The organism is Parvibaculum sp., from assembly GCF_035325945.1.
Classification (GTDB): Bacteria; Pseudomonadota; Alphaproteobacteria; order Parvibaculales; family Parvibaculaceae; genus Parvibaculum.
In genome coordinates, this window is record NZ_DAOKYX010000031.1 from 17,703 (window position 1) to 32,562 (window position 14,860).

Below are 14,860 nucleotides of genomic sequence, written 5' to 3' on the forward strand. Positions count from 1 at the left end.
GAATTGTCGATGTCGAAACGCTTGCAGAGCGCGTCGAGACTGTTCTGCGCGCCGGGAAAGCGCTGGCGCGCGATGGTGAGCGTGTCGATGGCGCGGCGGGCGGCGATGGGCGGGCGGGAGACGAGCTTCAGCTCGTAATTCAGAAACGCCATGTCGAAGGCGGCGTTGTGGATCACGAGTTCGTCCTCGGCGATGAAAGCCAGGAACTCATCCGCGATCTCGGCGAATTTCGGCTTGTCGCTCAGGAACTCCGATGACAGGCCGTGGACCTTGAAGGCGCCTTCGGGCATGTCGCGCTCGGGATTGATGTAGCGATGAAACACGTTGCCCGTCGGCACATGGTTCATCACCTCGATGCAGCCGAGTTCGACCAGCCGGTGGCCTTCCTGCGGGGAAAGTCCGGTGGTTTCCGTGTCGAGGACGATCTGTCTCATGCTTCGAGGCTTAACAGATTTGCGCTCCGCGAGCGAGCCGTTCAGACCTCGCCGAGCCGCGCCTTCAGCACCTTGCCCTCGCGGCCCTTCAGCGCCTCGACGACCTTCTTCACTTCCTCGAAGGCGTGATCGAGGCCCTTGTCCGTCTCGATGACGAAATCGGCGCGGCGGCGCTTTTCGGCATCGGGAACCTGCTTGGCGTGGATGGCGGCGAACTTCGCCATGTCCATGCCCGGCCGGGCCAGCACTCGCTCCTTCTGGAGATCATAGGGCGCGCTCACGACGACGACGACATCGACGCGCGTCTCGCCGCCGGTTTCATAAAGAAGGGGAATGTCGAGGACCACGGCATGATGACCCTCGGCCGCCGCCTTGCGCAGAAAATCCATCTGCGCCCGTCCGACCAGCGGATGGACGATCGCCTCGAGCTTCTTCATCTCGTCGGGCAGGCCGAGAACGCAGCGCGAAAGCTCCGTCCGGTCGACGGCATCGTCGATCACCGCCGAAGGAAAGACCGCGCGCAATGGCTCCACCGCCGCGCCACCCTTCGCATAAAGCGCGTGAACCGCGGCATCGGCGTCGTAAACCGGAACGCCGAGGCGCGCGAACATCTTCGCCGTCTCCGATTTTCCCATGCCGATTGAGCCGGTGAGACCGATGAGCAGCATTTCCCCTCCGTCTTATCTTTCCGTCTCGCCCATATCGGCAAGCACGAGCGCGCGCAATTGTGCGGTCACCTCGGGCCTCACGCCGAACCAGGCCTCGAAACCCGGCACCGCCTGATGAAGCAGCATGCCGAGCCCGTCCACGACGTCGTGACCGCGCGCCCGCGCGCGTGCGAGGAGGCCGGTTTCGAGCGGCGTATAGACGATGTCCGTCACCAATGCGCCGAGCGGCAGCGGATCGAGCGCGATGTCGAGATCGCCCGCGCCCTTCATGCCAAGCGTCGTCGTGTTGACGAGAAGGTTCGCGCCGTCGAGCGCGGCGGCGGCATCGTCCCAGTCGAAAACCCGCGCCGAGCGGAGTTCGAGATCGGAGACGAGCGCCTCGGCCCGCGCGCGGGTGCGATTGACGAGGCGCAGTTCGGGCACGCCCTCGCTTTCGAGCGCGGCGGCGATCGCCCGCGTCGCGCCGCCCGCGCCGAGCAGGACGGCGGGGCCGGCCGCCGCGCGCCAGCCTCGCGCGCGCTCCTTCAGATTGGCGATGAAGCCGTAACCATCCGTGTTGCGGCCTTCGAGGCCTTCGGGCGTGGTGACGATGGTGTTGACGGCCTTGAGCCTCAGCGCCACCGCATCGTGGCGGGTGAGGGCGGCAAAGGCCGCTTCCTTGTGCGGCACCGTCACATTGGCGCCGATATAGCCGAGCTCGGGCAGGCGATGCAGCGTCGCCACGAAGTCTTCCGGCGGCACGGCGAGACGCTCGTAAAGCGCGCTCTCGATGCCATAGGTCCTGATCCAGTGATTGTGGATCAAGGGCGAGCGCGAATGGGTGATCGGCCAGCCGATGACGCAGACCTTCCTGATCGCCGGGCGGGTCATGAGAGTGCCGCTCCGCGGTCACGAAGCTCCGCCAGCAGTGGCAGAAGCGGCAGGCCGAGAATGGTGAAGTAGTCGCCCTCGATCCGCTCGAAAAGCTGGATGCCCGGGCCTTCGAGCTGATAGCAGCCGACGCTGGTTTTCACCTTTTCACCCAGTGTCTTCAGATACCAGTCGAGGAAGGTGTCGGAAAAATCGCGCATGGCGAGATCGGCGCAAGCGGAATGGCCCCAGACGACCTCTCCGTCGAGCGCCAGCACCACCGCGCTGTGAAGCGTGTGCGTGCGGCCGCGCAGAAAGAGAAGATTGGCGCGCGCCTCGACCATGTCGCGCGGCTTGTCGAAGCGGCGCGTCTCGCAGGACATGATCTGGTCGGCGCCGATGACGAGCGCGCCCGGCTCCGCGCGGCTGACGGCCAGCGCCTTCTCCTCGGCAAGCCGCAACGCCAGAGCATCGGTATCGCCATCGTCAGTGCTGTCGGCAAAACTCTTCTTCACCGCGTCCTCGTCCACGCGCGAATCCCGGACGTGAAAATCGAGACCTGCCTGGCGCAGAAGGCTCGCCCGGACGGCGCTGGCGGATGCGAGGATGAGCAGGGACATGGGGATCGCCTCAGAGGACTTTCTGGCGTTCATTATAAAGATTGAGGACGGCGGCGGCCGTTTCCTCGATCGAGCGGCGGGTCACGTCGATGACCGGCCAACCGTTCCGTGCACAGAGCTTTCTGGCGAAGGCCACTTCGCTATCGACCGTCTCGCGGTCGACATAGCTCGTATCCGTCTTTTCCTGAAGCGAGAGGAGACGGTTCTTGCGGATCTGGATAAGCCTTTCCGGGCTTGTCGTCAGGCCGACGATGAGAGGATGGGTCGCCGTTTCGAGATCTGGCGGCAACGGCACGTTGGGCACGATGGGCACATTCGCCGCCTTGATGCCGCGATTGGCGAGATAGATGCAGGTCGGCGTCTTCGATGTGCGGCTGACGCCGACGAGAATGATGTCGGCCAGGTCGAGATCGCCGGCCGACTGCCCGTCATCATGGGCCATGGTGTAGTTCAGCGCCTCGATGCGGCCGAAATATTCAGCATCCATCGCATGCTGAAGGCCGGGCTTGTGCGAGGACTTCTTGCCGAGATAGGCGCCGAGTGCGCCCATGACGGGATCGAGCACCGAGATGCAGGGCGTCTGAAGTTCGAGGCAGCGCTCCTCCAGCCGCTTGCGCAATTCGTCATTGACCATGGTGAACATGACGATGCCCGGCGAATTCTCGATTTCGGCCAGCACGCGGTCGAGCTGCTTCGGACCCCTGACCAGCGCATAGACATGCTCGATGGGCTGGGCGTCCTCATATTGGGCGCAAGCCGCGCGCGCGACCGCGTTCAGCGTTTCGCCGGTCGCGTCGGAAACCAGATGAAGATGAAAAACGCGCTTCGATGCCATGCCACTCGCCGTGCCTCTCCCGGAGCAGGGCCGCCCCGGGCGGGGCTCAAGTTATCGGGGGCGGTGTTGCGGTTCCAGCTAATTTGGCGGGGGACGGAAGGCGACGGAGGAACATGGGCGCGGGCCTGTGGAAATCTGTGATCAACGGGTGTAACCGGCCGTTTTCGAAGTCGGCGCGTTCCGCCATGCACGCTTCGCCAGATCGCTCCCCCCATTCGCCCTCCGGTGAGCAGAAAACGCAGGCCGCCCCCTTTTTCTGTGAATAAAAAACAGCGGCTCCGGGACTTTGCCTTCGTCCATCTGATTCACATTTATCCACAGCGGACGATCCACATGGCAGAGGCGCGAATAATCTGGCGCGGCGTTCTGTCTCGACGAAGATTTGCACAGATGCCGGTATGGAATGCGATGATGAAGGAAATTTCCCGCCGGCCGGGACTTTTGTGGATGAAAATGCCTGAAGGATGCCCGATCTTTTGATCCCCGGCTTCCACAGCTATCTTCTACTACCCCCACCTAGATTCTAATCTTTCTTGGAGAGAGCGAAGCTGTGAACGACGTGACCGGAACCAAGGCCAAGCGGCTGATCCGCGCCCTCAATGGCGAGGCGACAGATCGCGCGCCGATCTGGTTGATGCGTCAGGCGGGACGCTATCTGCCCGAATACCGGAAGGTACGGGCGGAGGCAGGAAGCTTTCTCGATCTCTGCTACACGCCGGCTCTTGCCGAGGAGGTGACGCTCCAGCCCATCCGGCGCTATGGCTTCGATGCCTCGATCCTCTTTTCCGACATTCTCGTCGTGCCGGATGCGCTCGGCCAGAAGGTTGCCTTCAGGGAAGGCGAGGGGCCGGTGCTCGATCCGATCACAAGGGCCGAACAGATCGACGAACTCGATGGAAGTGCGGTCGTCGAACGGCTTCAGCCCGTCTATGAGACTGTCCGGCGTCTGAAGGCGAGCCTGCCCACGGAGACGGCGCTTATCGGCTTTGCGGGCGCGCCCTGGACGGTCGCGACCTATATGGTCGGCGGGCGCGGTTCTGCCGATCAGGCGGCGGCGAAGCTCTGGGCCTATCGCGCGCCGGACGAATTCCAGAAGCTCATCGACCTTCTCGTCGGCGCGACGATCTCGCATCTCGTCGCCCAGGTCGAAGCGGGGGCGGAGGTCATACAGATCTTCGACACCTGGGCGGGAAGCCTTCCCGAAGCACAGTTCCGCCGCTTCTCGATCGAGCCGACACGGGCGATCGTCAAGGCGCTGCGTGCGCGCTTTCCAGACCTGCCGGTCATCGGCTTCCCGCGCGGCGCGGGCGCGCTTGCCATCGACTATACGCGCGAGACGGGCATTTCGGGCGTGAGCCTCGATACGGGCGTTTCCGTGGGCTGGGCGCGCGAAGCGTTGCAGCCGCTCGCCTGCCTTCAGGGCAATCTCGATCCGCTTCTGCTGGTCGCGGGCGGCGATGAAATGCGCCGCGCGGTCGGAAATATTCTCGGCACGCTCGAAGGCGGCCCGTTCATCTTCAATCTCGGCCATGGCATCGTTCCCCAGACGCCGCCCGACCATGTGGCCGAGCTTGTCGAAACCGTGCGCGGGTGGAAGGGATGACAGCGCCGCGCCGGAAGATCGCGGTCGTTCTCTTCAATCTCGGCGGACCGGACGGGCCCGAGGCGGTCGAGCCTTTCCTTTTCAACCTCTTCAACGACCCGGCGATCATCCGCGTGCCGCAGCCCTTGCGCTGGCTCATCGCGAAGCTCGTTTCGCGGCGGCGGGCGCCTGTCGCGCGGGAGATCTATGCAAAGCTCGGCGGCGGCTCGCCGCTCGTGCCGTTGACGGAGAAACAGGCCCGCGCCCTTGAAAATGCGCTGGGCGGCGAGTTCGAGGCGCGTGCCTTCATCGCCATGCGCTACTGGAAGCCCTTTGCGGGTGATGCGGCGCGGGCGGTGAAGGCCTGGGGGGCGGATGAGATCGTTCTTCTGCCGCTCTATCCCCAATATTCGACGACGACGACGGCTTCGTCGCTGAAGGACTGGAAGCGCGCGGCGAAGGCCGCGGGCCTCTCCACGCCCTCGCGGACCATTTGCTGCTATCCGCTCGAGGAAGGCTTCATCGCCGCCCATGCGACGCTGCTGCGCGAGGCGCTTGGCGGGTTCGGGCCGGGGAAGGCCCCGCGCGTCCTCTTCTCCGCCCATGGGCTCCCGAAACGGGTGGTCGAGGCGGGCGATCCCTATCAGAGCCAGGTCGAGGAGAGCTGCCGGGCCATCGTCGCGGCACTCGGGATCGAAGGGCTCGACTGGGTGACCTGCTATCAGAGCCGGGTGGGGCCCCTCGAATGGATCGGGCCGGCGACGGATGCGGAGATCGAGCGAGCCGGGCGCGAGGGCAGGAGCCTCGTCGTCGTGCCGGTCGCCTTCGTCTCGGAACATTCCGAAACGCTGGTCGAACTCGACATCGAGTACCGGCATCTCGCCGAAAAGGCGGGTGTACCGCGCTATGTGCGGGTGCCGGCGCTCGGGACGGAGCCGGGCTTCATCGCCGCGCTGGCGAAGCTCGTCCGCGAGGCGCGAAGTCATGAGGGGATCTACTGTCCGGAGGAAGCGGCCGGGCGGCCTTGCGGGGAGGAAGGGTGATGGCGGAATTTCTCGGTGAGCACTACCTGTGGGTCAAGGCGCTGCACATCATCTCGGTGATCTTCTGGATGGCGGGCATGGCCTATCTGCCCCGCCTTTTCGTCTATCACGCCGAGGCCGAGCCCGGCTCGGAGAAGTCCGAGACCTTCAAGGTCATGGAGCGGCGGCTTCTCCGGGGCATCATCAACCCGGCGATGATCGCGACCTTCACCTTTGGCGGGCTCATGCTGTGGGCGAACCCGGCGCTCCTTTCGCAGGGCTGGATGCACGCCAAGCTCTTCCTCATTTTCGTCATGTCGGCGCTGCACGGGTTTTTTGCCAGATGGCGCAAGGACTTCGACGCCGACAGGAACCGGAGGCCCGCCCGTTTCTACCGCATCGTCAACGAGGCGCCGCCCGTCCTCGTCGTCTTCATCGTCATCCTGGCGATCGTGAAGCCGTTCTAGATTTCGTTTGAAATCGGGAAGCTCTGGCCTTATATGCTTTGGAAAGCCGGAGTTCTTCCGGCGGTCTTCCTGACGTTCCAGAACCGGTCCCCGCAGAGCCCTTCGGGGTCGAGAGCAGATCGGCGGAGCGAAACCCGGGCGCCCGGAGCGCGTTGAGGCAGGTAAGGCAGAAGGGTTTTCCCCCAACTTCGCGTTTCGCATTCATCCGAATTCCCGCCAAATTTCCCGATAGCCCCAAGCGGGCTTCCCAAGAAAGCATCCATAGCCAATGCCGCAGATCAAACTGCAGGACCTCAAGGCCAAATCCCCGACGGAACTTCTGAGCCTCGCCGAAGAGCTTCAGGTCGAAAACGCCTCGACGCTCAGGACGCAGGACATGATGTTCGCGATCCTCAAGCAATATGCCGAGCAGAATATCGACATCATCGGCGAGGGCGTCGTCGAGGTGCTGCCCGACGGTTTCGGCTTCCTGCGTTCGCCCGAGGCGAACTACCTGCCCGGCCCTGACGACATCTATGTGTCGCCCTCGCAGATCCGCCGCTTCTCGCTCCGTACCGGCGACACGGTGGAAGGCGAAATCCGCAGCCCCAAGGACGGCGAACGCTATTTCGCGCTCCTCAAGGTCAGCACTGTCAATTTCGAGAGCCCCGACAAGGCGCGCCACAAGGTCCATTTCGACAATCTCACGCCGCTCTATCCGGACGAGAAGCTCGAGATGGAGGTGGACGATCCGACGCTGAAGGACAAATCCTCGCGCGTGATCGACATCGTCGCGCCGCTCGGCAAGGGCCAGCGCGGTCTCATCGTCGCGCCGCCACGCACCGGCAAGACGGTTCTGCTCCAGAACATCGCCCACTCGATCACGACCAACCATCCCGAGTGCTATCTGATCGTGCTGCTGATCGACGAGCGGCCGGAAGAAGTCACCGACATGCAGCGCTCGGTGAAGGGCGAGGTCATCTCCTCCACCTTCGACGAGCCGGCCGCACGCCACGTCCAGGTCGCCGAAATGGTGATCGAGAAGGCGAAGCGCCTCGTCGAGCATGGCCGTGACGTCGTGATCCTTCTCGACTCGATCACCCGCCTCGGCCGCGCCTACAACACGGTGGTGCCGTCCTCGGGCAAGGTGCTCACCGGCGGCGTCGACGCCAATGCGCTGCAGCGGCCGAAGCGCTTCTTCGGCGCGGCGCGCAATATCGAGGAAGGCGGCTCGCTCACCATCATCGCCACAGCGCTCATCGATACCGGCTCGCGCATGGACGAAGTCATCTTCGAAGAGTTCAAGGGCACGGGTAACTCGGAAATCGTCCTCGATCGCAAGATCGCCGACAAGCGCGTCTTCCCGGCGATCGACATCATCAAGTCGGGCACGCGCAAGGAAGAGCTGCTGGTCGAGAAGGGCACGCTCTCGAAGATGTATGTGCTGCGCCGCATCCTCAATCCGATGGGCACGGTGGACGCGATCGAGTTCCTGCTCGACAAGCTGAAGCAGACGAAGAACAACGGCGAGTTCTTCGACTCCATGAATACGTAATCTCGCGTTCCGGACGCGGAGAAGTAAAAGGGCGGCTCATCGGGCCGCCCTTTTTCATGATTGCGTGAGTCTTTCGCGAAGAAAGACGGTCAGGGCACGAGCACCGTCGCGCCGGTCGTCTTCCTCGCCTCGAGGTCGCGATGGGCTTCGGCCGCATCGGCGAGCTGGTAGCGCTGCTTCACCTCGACGCGCACCGCGCCCTTCGCCACCACGTCGAAGACATGGGCGCCGATGGCGGCGTAATCCTCCGGCGAGGCGGCATAGGTCGCAAGCGTCGGGCGCGTCACATAGAGCGAGCCTTTCGCGGCGAGGATGCCGAGATCGACGCCGGTGACGGGACCCGAGGCATTGCCGAAGGAGACGAGGAGGCCGCGGGGCGCGAGACAATCGAGCGAGGCGAGGAACGTGTCCTTGCCGACGCCGTCATAGACGACCGGTACTTTCCGGCCGCCGGTGATTTCGAGCACGCGCGCGGCGACGTTCTCCTTGCGGTAGTTGATGACGTGATCGCAGCCATGGGCGCTGGCGATGGCGGCCTTTTCGTCGGAGCCGACCGTGCCGATGACGGTGGCGCCGATATGCTTCGCCCATTGCGTGGCGATGAGGCCGACGCCGCCTGCGGCCGCGTGCCAGAGAATGGTCTGGCCCTTCTCGACCCTGAAGGTGCGGAAGAGGAGATATTCGGCGGTCGCGCCCTTGAGGAGAAGGGCGGCGGCTTCCTCGTCGCCGACGCCCGCAGGAAGCGGAAGCGCGCGCGCGGCGGGAACATTCGTCGCCTCGGCATAAGCGCCGGCGCTGTTATAGGCGACGCGGTCGCCGGGCTTGAGATTGGTTACGCCCTGGCCGACCGCCTCGACGACGCCCGCCGCCTCGCTGCCGAGGATGGCCGGCAGCTTCGCCGGATAGAGGCCCGAGCGGAAATAGGTCTCGACGAAATTGAGGCCGATGGCGCGATTGCGAACGCGGACCTCTCCCGCGGCGGGTTCGGGAAGGTCGATCTCCTCATAGCGGAGAACTTCCGGCCCGCCTGTTTCATGGACGCGGATGGCTTTGATCTTCATGGGGCGTTCCTTCGATGGAGTGTTCAACGGCGGGCGAGCGCGAGCGCAAGGCCGGTGCTCGCAAGCACGAGCCCGGTGATCTTGTTGCGCAGGAATTGCGCGCGCGGATTCCTGAGATAGGGCGCGAGACGGCCGGCGGCGACGGCATAGGTGCCGTCGGAGATCGCGCCGAGAAGGACGAAGCTCACCGCGAGCAGGACGAGCTGCGGCATGGGGGCATGCGCCGGATCGATGAATTGCGGAAAGAAGGCGGCGTAGAAGGCCAGCGTCTTCGGATTGGTGAGCGAGATGAAGAGGCCGCGCCGGTAGAGCACGCCGGGCCTGATGCGGGGCGAGGCGGCGGTGGCCGCGTCGTCATGCTCGACGGGCGCGCGCCAGGCCGAGATGCCGAGCCAGACGAGATAGGCCGCGCCGATGAGCTTCAGCACATCCGCCCAGCCGCCAAGCGCGGCGAGAAGCGGCGCAAGACCCGCAACGACAAGGACCATGTGGATGGTGAGGGCGCTTGTCGAGCCCGCAAGCCCGATCAGCGCGTCGCGCGGTCCCTGCCGGATGCCGGTGGCGACGAGATAGGTGACGACCGGGCCCGGCACGACACAGAGCACGAGGGTCGCGGCGAGAAAGGCGAGATAAAGCTCGAGCGACATCTTTCCGCTCCCGAATGACCGGCGGCGCGTCATGCGCCGCCGGCGATCAGCGGCTCAGCCCAGATGCTTCTTGAAGAAGGCGAGGCTGCGGGCATTGGCCTCGTCGGCCGACTTCTTGTCGTAGTGCTGGCCGCCGGGGCGGGCGAAGGCGTGATCATCCTCCGGGTACTGATAGATCGTGACGTGCGAATTGTCCTTGAGGCCCGCGACGATCTGCTTCTGCGCTTCGACCGGGACGAATTCGTCCTTGCCGGCGATATGCAGGATGAGCGGCTTCCTGATGCCGGAGGCATCGGCGAGACGGTTCTGGATGTTGACGCCGTAATAGCCGACCGAGGCGTCGCTGTCGGTGTGGCAGGCGGTGAGATAGGCAAGCTGGCCGCCGAGGCAGTAGCCGACGGCGCCGACCTTGCCTGTGGTCATCGGCCGGAGGGCGCGGATGGTCGCGGCGATGTCGACGATGCCCTTCTCGACATCGAACTTGCCGAAAAGCTCGAAAGCCTTTTTCCACTCGGCTTCGGTCTTGTCGGTGATGTCGATGCCGGGCTCGATGCGCCAGAAGAGATCGGGCGCGAGCGCGACGAAGCCCTCCGAGGCCAGCCAGTCGCAGCGGTCGCGGATCACCTCGTTGACGCCGAAGATTTCCTGAATGACGACGACGCCGGGGCCCGTGCCGGATTTCGGCTTGGCGAGATAGCCCGCGAAGGAACCGTCAGGGCCGTTGATGGAAATGGTTTCGCCGCTCATGTGAGCCTCCTCGCGCAAATCGGAATGGATATGGCGAGGACTTTAGTGTGTGCGCCGCGGAAGGGATACCGGTTTTGGCATCGCGCCGGCGCGGGGACACCAGCGGCCAGGGCGGCAGGGGCCGCCCCGCCCGCATCCGGTCAGATGCGGGTGTCGGCGGCCTTGTTCGAGGGCGTCAGCTTCTTCGTTGCGAGGGCGGCCGAAAGCTTCTCCGCGTGCTGGCGGCGGGGCATCCGGCGGGGGGATGTCTCCGCGCCGAATGCACCCATGGCGACGCGCAGCGCATCGACATAGGAACGGGCATAGAGACCTACAGTGTTCATTTTACTCACCATTGTTTTAGGGTTATCCGGAAAATGGTGTTTTCAACGCAAAAGATCAAACGATGACTTTTCACAACAGTTGTGAGAATATCTCACATCATGAGCATTCGCCGCCTGCCGCCTCTCAATGCGCTCAAGGCCTTCGAGGCCGCCGCCCGCCATGGGAGCTTCTCCCGCGCGGCCGAGGAGCTGCACGTCACCCATGCGGCGGTGAGCCATCAGGTGAGGGCGCTCGAGGAAGAAGCGGGGATTGCGCTTTTTCACCGGACGGGCAGGGCCGTCGAACTCACAGATGCGGGGCGGGCGCTTCTTCCCGTCCTGTCGCAGGCCTTTGACCAGATCGCCGATGGCTGGGCGCAGGCGCTCGGCCAGGAGGGCGGGCCGCTCACCGTTTCCGTCGAGCCGTCATTCGCCGCCCGCTGGCTCGTGCTCCGGCTCGGCAAGTTCTATCGGGCGCATCCCGAAATCGAGCTGAGGCTTCTGCCATCCTCCGAGGTCATCGACTTCGAGCGGCAGAATATCGATCTCGGCATTCGCTACGGGCTTGGCGGGTGGAGCGACGTCATTTCCGAAAAGCTTTTCGAGGCGACGGTCTATCCCGTGTGCAGTCCGCTCCTCATCGACCCCAAGAAGCCGATCCGCACGCCCGAGGATCTGCGCCACTACCCGCTTCTCCACGAGGAGACGATGGGCCACTGGCTCGCCTGGCTGGAGGCGGCGGGGGTCCGCAATCCGAAATGGGCGGCGCGGGGGCCGCTCTTCATCGAGGCCTCGCTGGCATTGCAGGCGGCGGCGGCGGGCCAAGGCGTGGCGCTCGCCAATGACGCGCTCGCCATGACCGATCTCGCGGAAGGCCGGCTCGTGCGTCTCTTCGATCTCGAAGTGCCGGACGAGGAAGCCTATTGGCTCGTCTATCCGCAACGAAGCGCCCGGAAGCCGAAGGTACAGGCCTTCCGAAACTGGATTCGCGGCGAGGCGGGGCTTCTGCCGGCCGAGATCGCCGGGCTCAAGGAGCGCGGGCGCGCGAAAGCTCGGCGGCAAGCGCCTGAGGATCGGTGAGGGGCAGCGAGCAGGTCTCGCCCCGGCAGACATAGGCGGTGGGCCTGCCGTCGATAGCGCGCTTGCCCGAGGCGGGGTGGCCGGGAGGGAGCGCTGCGCCATCCTCGACGATGGAGAGGATGCGCGTCGGCAGGGAAAGGCCGAACACCGCGCGGGCGAGATCCCCCGTCGCCTCCTTCGATCCGATGAGCACGATCTGGAGCGGCCAGAAGCGCGTCTCGAGGCTCGAGAGATAGGAGCCGAGCGGGAAGATGTTGCGGGCAAGCTCGCCCGCAAAGGCGCGGATGATTTCATCGGCGCGGCGGAGATATTCGTCGCGCCCGGTGAGAAGGGCGAGGCGCGTCAGCACGCCTGGTAGCGCGCCGTTTGCCGCCGGGGTGGGGTTGTCGGCGGCGGTGCGCGTTCTGACGATGAGATCGTGGGCGTCGTCGGCAGTGAAGAAATAGCCGCCATTGGCCTCGTCGCGGTAATGGGCGTCGAGTTCGGCGATGAAGGCTTCGGCGTCGCCGATGTAAGCCGCATCCGCCGTCGCCTCCGCGAGCGCGAGGGCGGCGTCAGCCATATTGGCGAGGTCGTCCGCCATGGCGCGGTGCCGGAGCTTGCCCTCCCGCCAGCTATGATGGAGGCGGCCATCCGCCACCATATGCGTCTTCACGAAGGCGAAGGCGCGTGCGGCGGCCTCGACCCAGTCCGGGCGCTCGAAAACCAGCCCGGCCTCGGCGAGAGCCGCGATCATCAGCCCGTTCCAGTCGGCGAGCACCTTGTCGTCGAAGCCGGGACGGATGCGCGCGGCGCGGGCGGCGAAAAGCCTCTCGCGCAAGGGGAGGAGAGCCTTCTCCTCCGCCTCCGAGAAGGGCGCATCGGCGCGGGCGAGGCGGTTGAGGATTGTCTTGCCTTCCCAGTTGCCCGAGGCGCTCACGTCATAGGCGCGTTTGAAGAGGGGAGCGTCCGCGCCCAGCACGGCGTCGATCTCCGCCTCGCTCCAGACATAGAAGCGGCCTTCCTCGCCCTCGCTGTCGGCATCGAGCGAGGCGGCAAAGCCCCCGCCCTCGACCGTCATTTCGCGGAGCAGCCAGTCGACAGTCTCGGCGGCGCGGCGCGCATAAAGCGGTTTGCGCGTATCGGCCCAGACGAGGGCGAGAAGGCGCAGGAGGCCCGCATTGTCGTAGAGCATCTTTTCGAAATGCGGGACGAGCCAGCGTTCGTCGACCGAATAGCGGGCGAAGCCGCCGCCCAGATGATCGTAGATCCCGCCTTCGCAGATGTGATCCAGCGCGCGCGTGACCGCCCCGCCCATATCGGCGCGGCCCGAGCGGATATGCGAACGCCACAGGAAGGTAAGGAGCGGCGTCTGGGGAAATTTCGGCGCGCCCCTGATGCCGCCATGAACGGGGTCCATGAGGCTCAGGAATTTCTCGGCCGCGACCTCGAGCACATGGGGGCTCGGCTCGCCCGGATAGGCGGCCGAAGACTGCTCGGCAAGCGAGCGGGCGAGCGCCGCCCGGTTCTGCTCGATCTTTTCCGGCTCGTCACGGAAGAGGCGGGCGATCTCCTCGAGAATGGCGATGAAGCCCGGCCGTCCATAGGAGGGCTTCTTGGGAAAATAAGTGCCGCCCCAGAAGGGCTCGCCATCCGGCGTCAGAAACATGGTGAGCGGCCAGCCGCCCTGTTCGCCGAGGAGGTGCAGCGCCGTCATATAGATAGTGTCGATATCCGGCCGCTCCTCACGGTCGACCTTGATCGAGACGAAGTGGCGGTTCATCACCTCGGCCACTTCCTCATCCTCGAAGCTCTCATGGGCCATGACGTGGCACCAGTGACAGGCGGCATAGCCGATGGAGAGCAGGATCGGCTTTCGCTCCGCCCGGGCCGCTGCCAGCGCCGCTTCGCCCCAGGGCCGCCAATGGACGGGATTGTCCTTGTGCTGCAGGAGATAGGGGCTCGTTTCGAGATCGAGGAAATTGCGTGACATGCGGGCCTCCGGACGATTGACTGGAGCGCGATCGGGAAGATCCGCGGCGCTCGCGGGCCCCGCGCCGGGGCGACGCGGTTCATCCTTCTCCTCTAGCAGATTTGCGAACAGAAGAGATCAGCCATGAAAGTGACCATCGACGTCGATCTCACACCCGAAGAAGCGCGCCGCCTGATGGGGCTTCCCGATCTCGAACCGATGCAGCAGCGGCTTCTCGGCCAGCTCGAAAAGCAGCTCGCCTCGAACCTCGCCTATATCGACCCGGAAATGATCGTGAAGGCGATCCTGCCGGTGGGCGCGCAGGGGCTCGAACAATTCCAGAATCTGCTCTGGGGCATGGCGCGCTCGGCGGCCGGTGGTGGCGGCGCGGGCGGCGGAAAGAAGGGAGCCGGCCGTAAGGCTGGCTGACGCTGCGCCGAGCGACTAGAAGGCGTCGATTAGAACGAGCGACTCATAAGGCGGGCTGGCCGATCTGGCCGCCCGACCCATATTCAGGATCGATTCGGAGTGGAAACGATTTACGCCCTGTCGAGCGCCCAGGGGCGCGCCGGCGTCGCGGTCATTCGCATTTCTGGACGGGATACGGCCGCCGCCGTCGAGGCTTTGACGGGGCGAGGGCCGGGCGCGCCCCGAATGGCGGAGCTTCGGCATTTCCGCGATCCGGCCGACGGCGCGCCGCTCGATCAGGGCTTGCTCATCTGGTTCGAGGGCCCAAGGAGTTTTACGGGAGAGGATGTGGCGGAGCTTCATCTCCACGGCGGCCGGGCGGTGGTCGCGGGCATGCTCGCCGCGCTCGGGCGGCTGCCGGGTCTCAGGGTCGCCGAGCCCGGCGAGTTCACGCGCCGCGCCTTCGAGAACGGCAAGCTCGATCTCACCGCGGCCGAGGGGCTCGCCGATCTCATCGACGCGGAAACCTCGGCCCAACGGCGCCAGGCGCTTCGCCAGATGGAAGGGGCGCTCGGCGCTCTTTATGAAGGGTGGCGGGGCCGCCTCATCCGGGTGCTCGCCTATGCCGAGGCCGAGATCGACTTTCCCGACGA

At 65.1% G+C, this 14,860-nt stretch carries 16 protein-coding genes and 1 pseudogene; 7 read left to right on the top strand and 10 right to left on the bottom strand.

Annotated features, from left to right (window positions below; genetic code table 11):
• The 5 genes from dnaQ to PKA57_RS12810 all read right to left on the bottom strand — a co-directional run.
• Window positions 1-434: DNA polymerase III subunit epsilon (dnaQ, locus tag PKA57_RS12790; RefSeq protein WP_324301147.1), on the bottom strand; the 434-nt coding region annotated here is incomplete at its 3' end.
• A 41-nt stretch (window positions 435-475) separates the two neighbouring features.
• Window positions 476-1,102: a dephospho-CoA kinase gene (gene coaE, locus PKA57_RS12795; RefSeq protein ID WP_324301149.1), complete on the bottom strand. Its 627-nt coding sequence runs from the start codon at window positions 1,100-1,102 to the stop codon at window positions 476-478.
• Between the two features lie 12 nt (window positions 1,103-1,114).
• Window positions 1,115-1,972: a shikimate dehydrogenase gene (locus PKA57_RS12800; RefSeq protein ID WP_324301152.1), complete on the bottom strand. Its 858-nt coding sequence runs from the start codon at window positions 1,970-1,972 to the stop codon at window positions 1,115-1,117.
• Window positions 1,969-2,571, bottom strand: coding sequence for a Maf family protein (locus tag PKA57_RS12805; RefSeq protein ID WP_324301154.1), 603 nt, complete (start codon window positions 2,569-2,571; stop codon window positions 1,969-1,971). The genes PKA57_RS12800 and PKA57_RS12805 overlap by 4 nt, the downstream gene beginning before the upstream one ends.
• A 10-nt stretch (window positions 2,572-2,581) precedes the next feature.
• Window positions 2,582-3,406, bottom strand: coding sequence for a pyruvate, water dikinase regulatory protein (locus PKA57_RS12810; protein WP_324301156.1), 825 nt, complete (start codon window positions 3,404-3,406; stop codon window positions 2,582-2,584).
• Window positions 3,407-3,956: 550 nt separating this feature from the next.
• Between PKA57_RS12810 and hemE the strand changes: the two genes are divergently transcribed.
• The 4 genes from hemE (at window position 3,957) to rho (ending at window position 8,011) form a co-directional block, all read left to right on the top strand.
• Complete coding sequence (hemE, locus tag PKA57_RS12815) at window positions 3,957-5,009, top strand: uroporphyrinogen decarboxylase (RefSeq protein WP_324301159.1); 1,053 nt, start codon at window positions 3,957-3,959, stop codon at window positions 5,007-5,009.
• Window positions 5,006-6,031: a ferrochelatase gene (gene hemH, locus PKA57_RS12820; protein ID WP_324301161.1), complete on the top strand. Its 1,026-nt coding sequence runs from the start codon at window positions 5,006-5,008 to the stop codon at window positions 6,029-6,031. The genes hemE and hemH overlap by 4 nt, the downstream gene beginning before the upstream one ends.
• The gene (gene hemJ, locus PKA57_RS12825; protein WP_324301163.1) at window positions 6,031-6,477 is read left to right on the top strand and encodes a protoporphyrinogen oxidase HemJ; all 447 of its coding nucleotides are present in this window, start codon (window positions 6,031-6,033) and stop codon (window positions 6,475-6,477) included. The genes hemH and hemJ overlap by 1 nt, the downstream gene beginning before the upstream one ends.
• Before the next feature lie 268 nt (window positions 6,478-6,745).
• Window positions 6,746-8,011, top strand: a complete 1,266-nt coding sequence (rho, locus tag PKA57_RS12830) for a transcription termination factor Rho (protein ID WP_324301165.1) — start codon at window positions 6,746-6,748, stop codon at window positions 8,009-8,011.
• A gap of 89 nt (window positions 8,012-8,100) precedes the next feature.
• On the opposite strand, the gene PKA57_RS12835 is transcribed toward rho, so the two are convergent.
• From PKA57_RS12835 to PKA57_RS12850, 4 genes are all read right to left on the bottom strand, one after another.
• Window positions 8,101-9,072 carry a quinone oxidoreductase gene (locus PKA57_RS12835; protein WP_324301167.1) on the bottom strand — a complete coding sequence of 324 codons (972 nt, stop codon included), beginning with the start codon at window positions 9,070-9,072 and terminating at the stop codon, window positions 8,101-8,103.
• A 23-nt stretch (window positions 9,073-9,095) separates the two neighbouring features.
• On the bottom strand, window positions 9,096-9,719 hold the full coding sequence (locus PKA57_RS12840) for a LysE family translocator (protein WP_324301169.1): 624 nt from the start codon (window positions 9,717-9,719) through the stop codon (window positions 9,096-9,098).
• A gap of 54 nt (window positions 9,720-9,773) precedes the next feature.
• Window positions 9,774-10,466 carry a dienelactone hydrolase family protein gene (locus tag PKA57_RS12845; RefSeq protein ID WP_324301171.1) on the bottom strand — a complete coding sequence of 231 codons (693 nt, stop codon included), beginning with the start codon at window positions 10,464-10,466 and terminating at the stop codon, window positions 9,774-9,776.
• Between the two features lie 140 nt (window positions 10,467-10,606).
• On the bottom strand, window positions 10,607-10,789 hold the full coding sequence (locus PKA57_RS12850; protein ID WP_324301173.1) for a hypothetical protein: 183 nt from the start codon (window positions 10,787-10,789) through the stop codon (window positions 10,607-10,609).
• Window positions 10,790-10,888: 99 nt separating this feature from the next.
• Between PKA57_RS12850 and gcvA the strand changes: the two genes are divergently transcribed.
• Complete coding sequence (gene gcvA / locus PKA57_RS12855) at window positions 10,889-11,848, top strand: transcriptional regulator GcvA (RefSeq protein ID WP_324301175.1); 960 nt, start codon at window positions 10,889-10,891, stop codon at window positions 11,846-11,848.
• Here the strand turns inward: gcvA and PKA57_RS12860 are convergent.
• On the bottom strand, window positions 11,796-13,820 hold the full coding sequence (locus PKA57_RS12860; protein WP_324301177.1) for a thioredoxin domain-containing protein: 2,025 nt from the start codon (window positions 13,818-13,820) through the stop codon (window positions 11,796-11,798). The two genes, gcvA and PKA57_RS12860, sit on opposite strands and share 53 nt — an antisense overlap.
• Window positions 13,821-13,943: 123 nt before the next feature.
• Here PKA57_RS12860 and PKA57_RS12865 point away from each other — a divergent pair, with 123 nt between their 5' ends.
• Together PKA57_RS12865 and PKA57_RS12870 are read left to right on the top strand one after the other, a co-directional pair.
• Entirely contained in the window at window positions 13,944-14,228 is a 285-nt protein-coding gene (locus PKA57_RS12865) for a DUF6489 family protein (RefSeq protein WP_324301179.1), read from the top strand.
• A gap of 99 nt (window positions 14,229-14,327) precedes the next feature.
• Window positions 14,328-14,860: pseudogene (locus tag PKA57_RS12870) on the top strand (tRNA uridine-5-carboxymethylaminomethyl(34) synthesis GTPase MnmE); the annotation flags it as partial.

Excerpts from the sequence above, each read along its gene's own strand:
- PKA57_RS12850 (WP_324301173.1), bottom strand. The coding sequence starts at position 10,789 with ATGAACACTGTAGGTCTCTATGCCCGTTCCTATGTCGATGCGCTGCGC.
- hemH (WP_324301161.1), top strand. The coding sequence starts at position 5,006 with ATGACAGCGCCGCGCCGGAAGATCGCGGTCGTTCTCTTCAATCTCGGC.
- PKA57_RS12800 (WP_324301152.1), bottom strand. The coding sequence starts at position 1,972 with ATGACCCGCCCGGCGATCAGGAAGGTCTGCGTCATCGGCTGGCCGATC.
- PKA57_RS12835 (WP_324301167.1), bottom strand. The coding sequence starts at position 9,072 with ATGAAGATCAAAGCCATCCGCGTCCATGAAACAGGCGGGCCGGAAGTT.
- PKA57_RS12865 (WP_324301179.1), top strand. The coding sequence starts at position 13,944 with ATGAAAGTGACCATCGACGTCGATCTCACACCCGAAGAAGCGCGCCGC.
- hemJ (WP_324301163.1), top strand. The coding sequence starts at position 6,031 with ATGGCGGAATTTCTCGGTGAGCACTACCTGTGGGTCAAGGCGCTGCAC.
- gcvA (WP_324301175.1), top strand. The coding sequence starts at position 10,889 with ATGAGCATTCGCCGCCTGCCGCCTCTCAATGCGCTCAAGGCCTTCGAG.
- PKA57_RS12860 (WP_324301177.1), bottom strand. The coding sequence starts at position 13,820 with ATGTCACGCAATTTCCTCGATCTCGAAACGAGCCCCTATCTCCTGCAG.
- PKA57_RS12805 (WP_324301154.1), bottom strand. The coding sequence starts at position 2,571 with ATGTCCCTGCTCATCCTCGCATCCGCCAGCGCCGTCCGGGCGAGCCTT.
- PKA57_RS12810 (WP_324301156.1), bottom strand. The coding sequence starts at position 3,406 with ATGGCATCGAAGCGCGTTTTTCATCTTCATCTGGTTTCCGACGCGACC.
- coaE (WP_324301149.1), bottom strand. The coding sequence starts at position 1,102 with ATGCTGCTCATCGGTCTCACCGGCTCAATCGGCATGGGAAAATCGGAG.
- rho (WP_324301165.1), top strand. The coding sequence starts at position 6,746 with ATGCCGCAGATCAAACTGCAGGACCTCAAGGCCAAATCCCCGACGGAA.
- PKA57_RS12845 (WP_324301171.1), bottom strand. The coding sequence starts at position 10,466 with ATGAGCGGCGAAACCATTTCCATCAACGGCCCTGACGGTTCCTTCGCG.
- PKA57_RS12840 (WP_324301169.1), bottom strand. The coding sequence starts at position 9,719 with ATGTCGCTCGAGCTTTATCTCGCCTTTCTCGCCGCGACCCTCGTGCTC.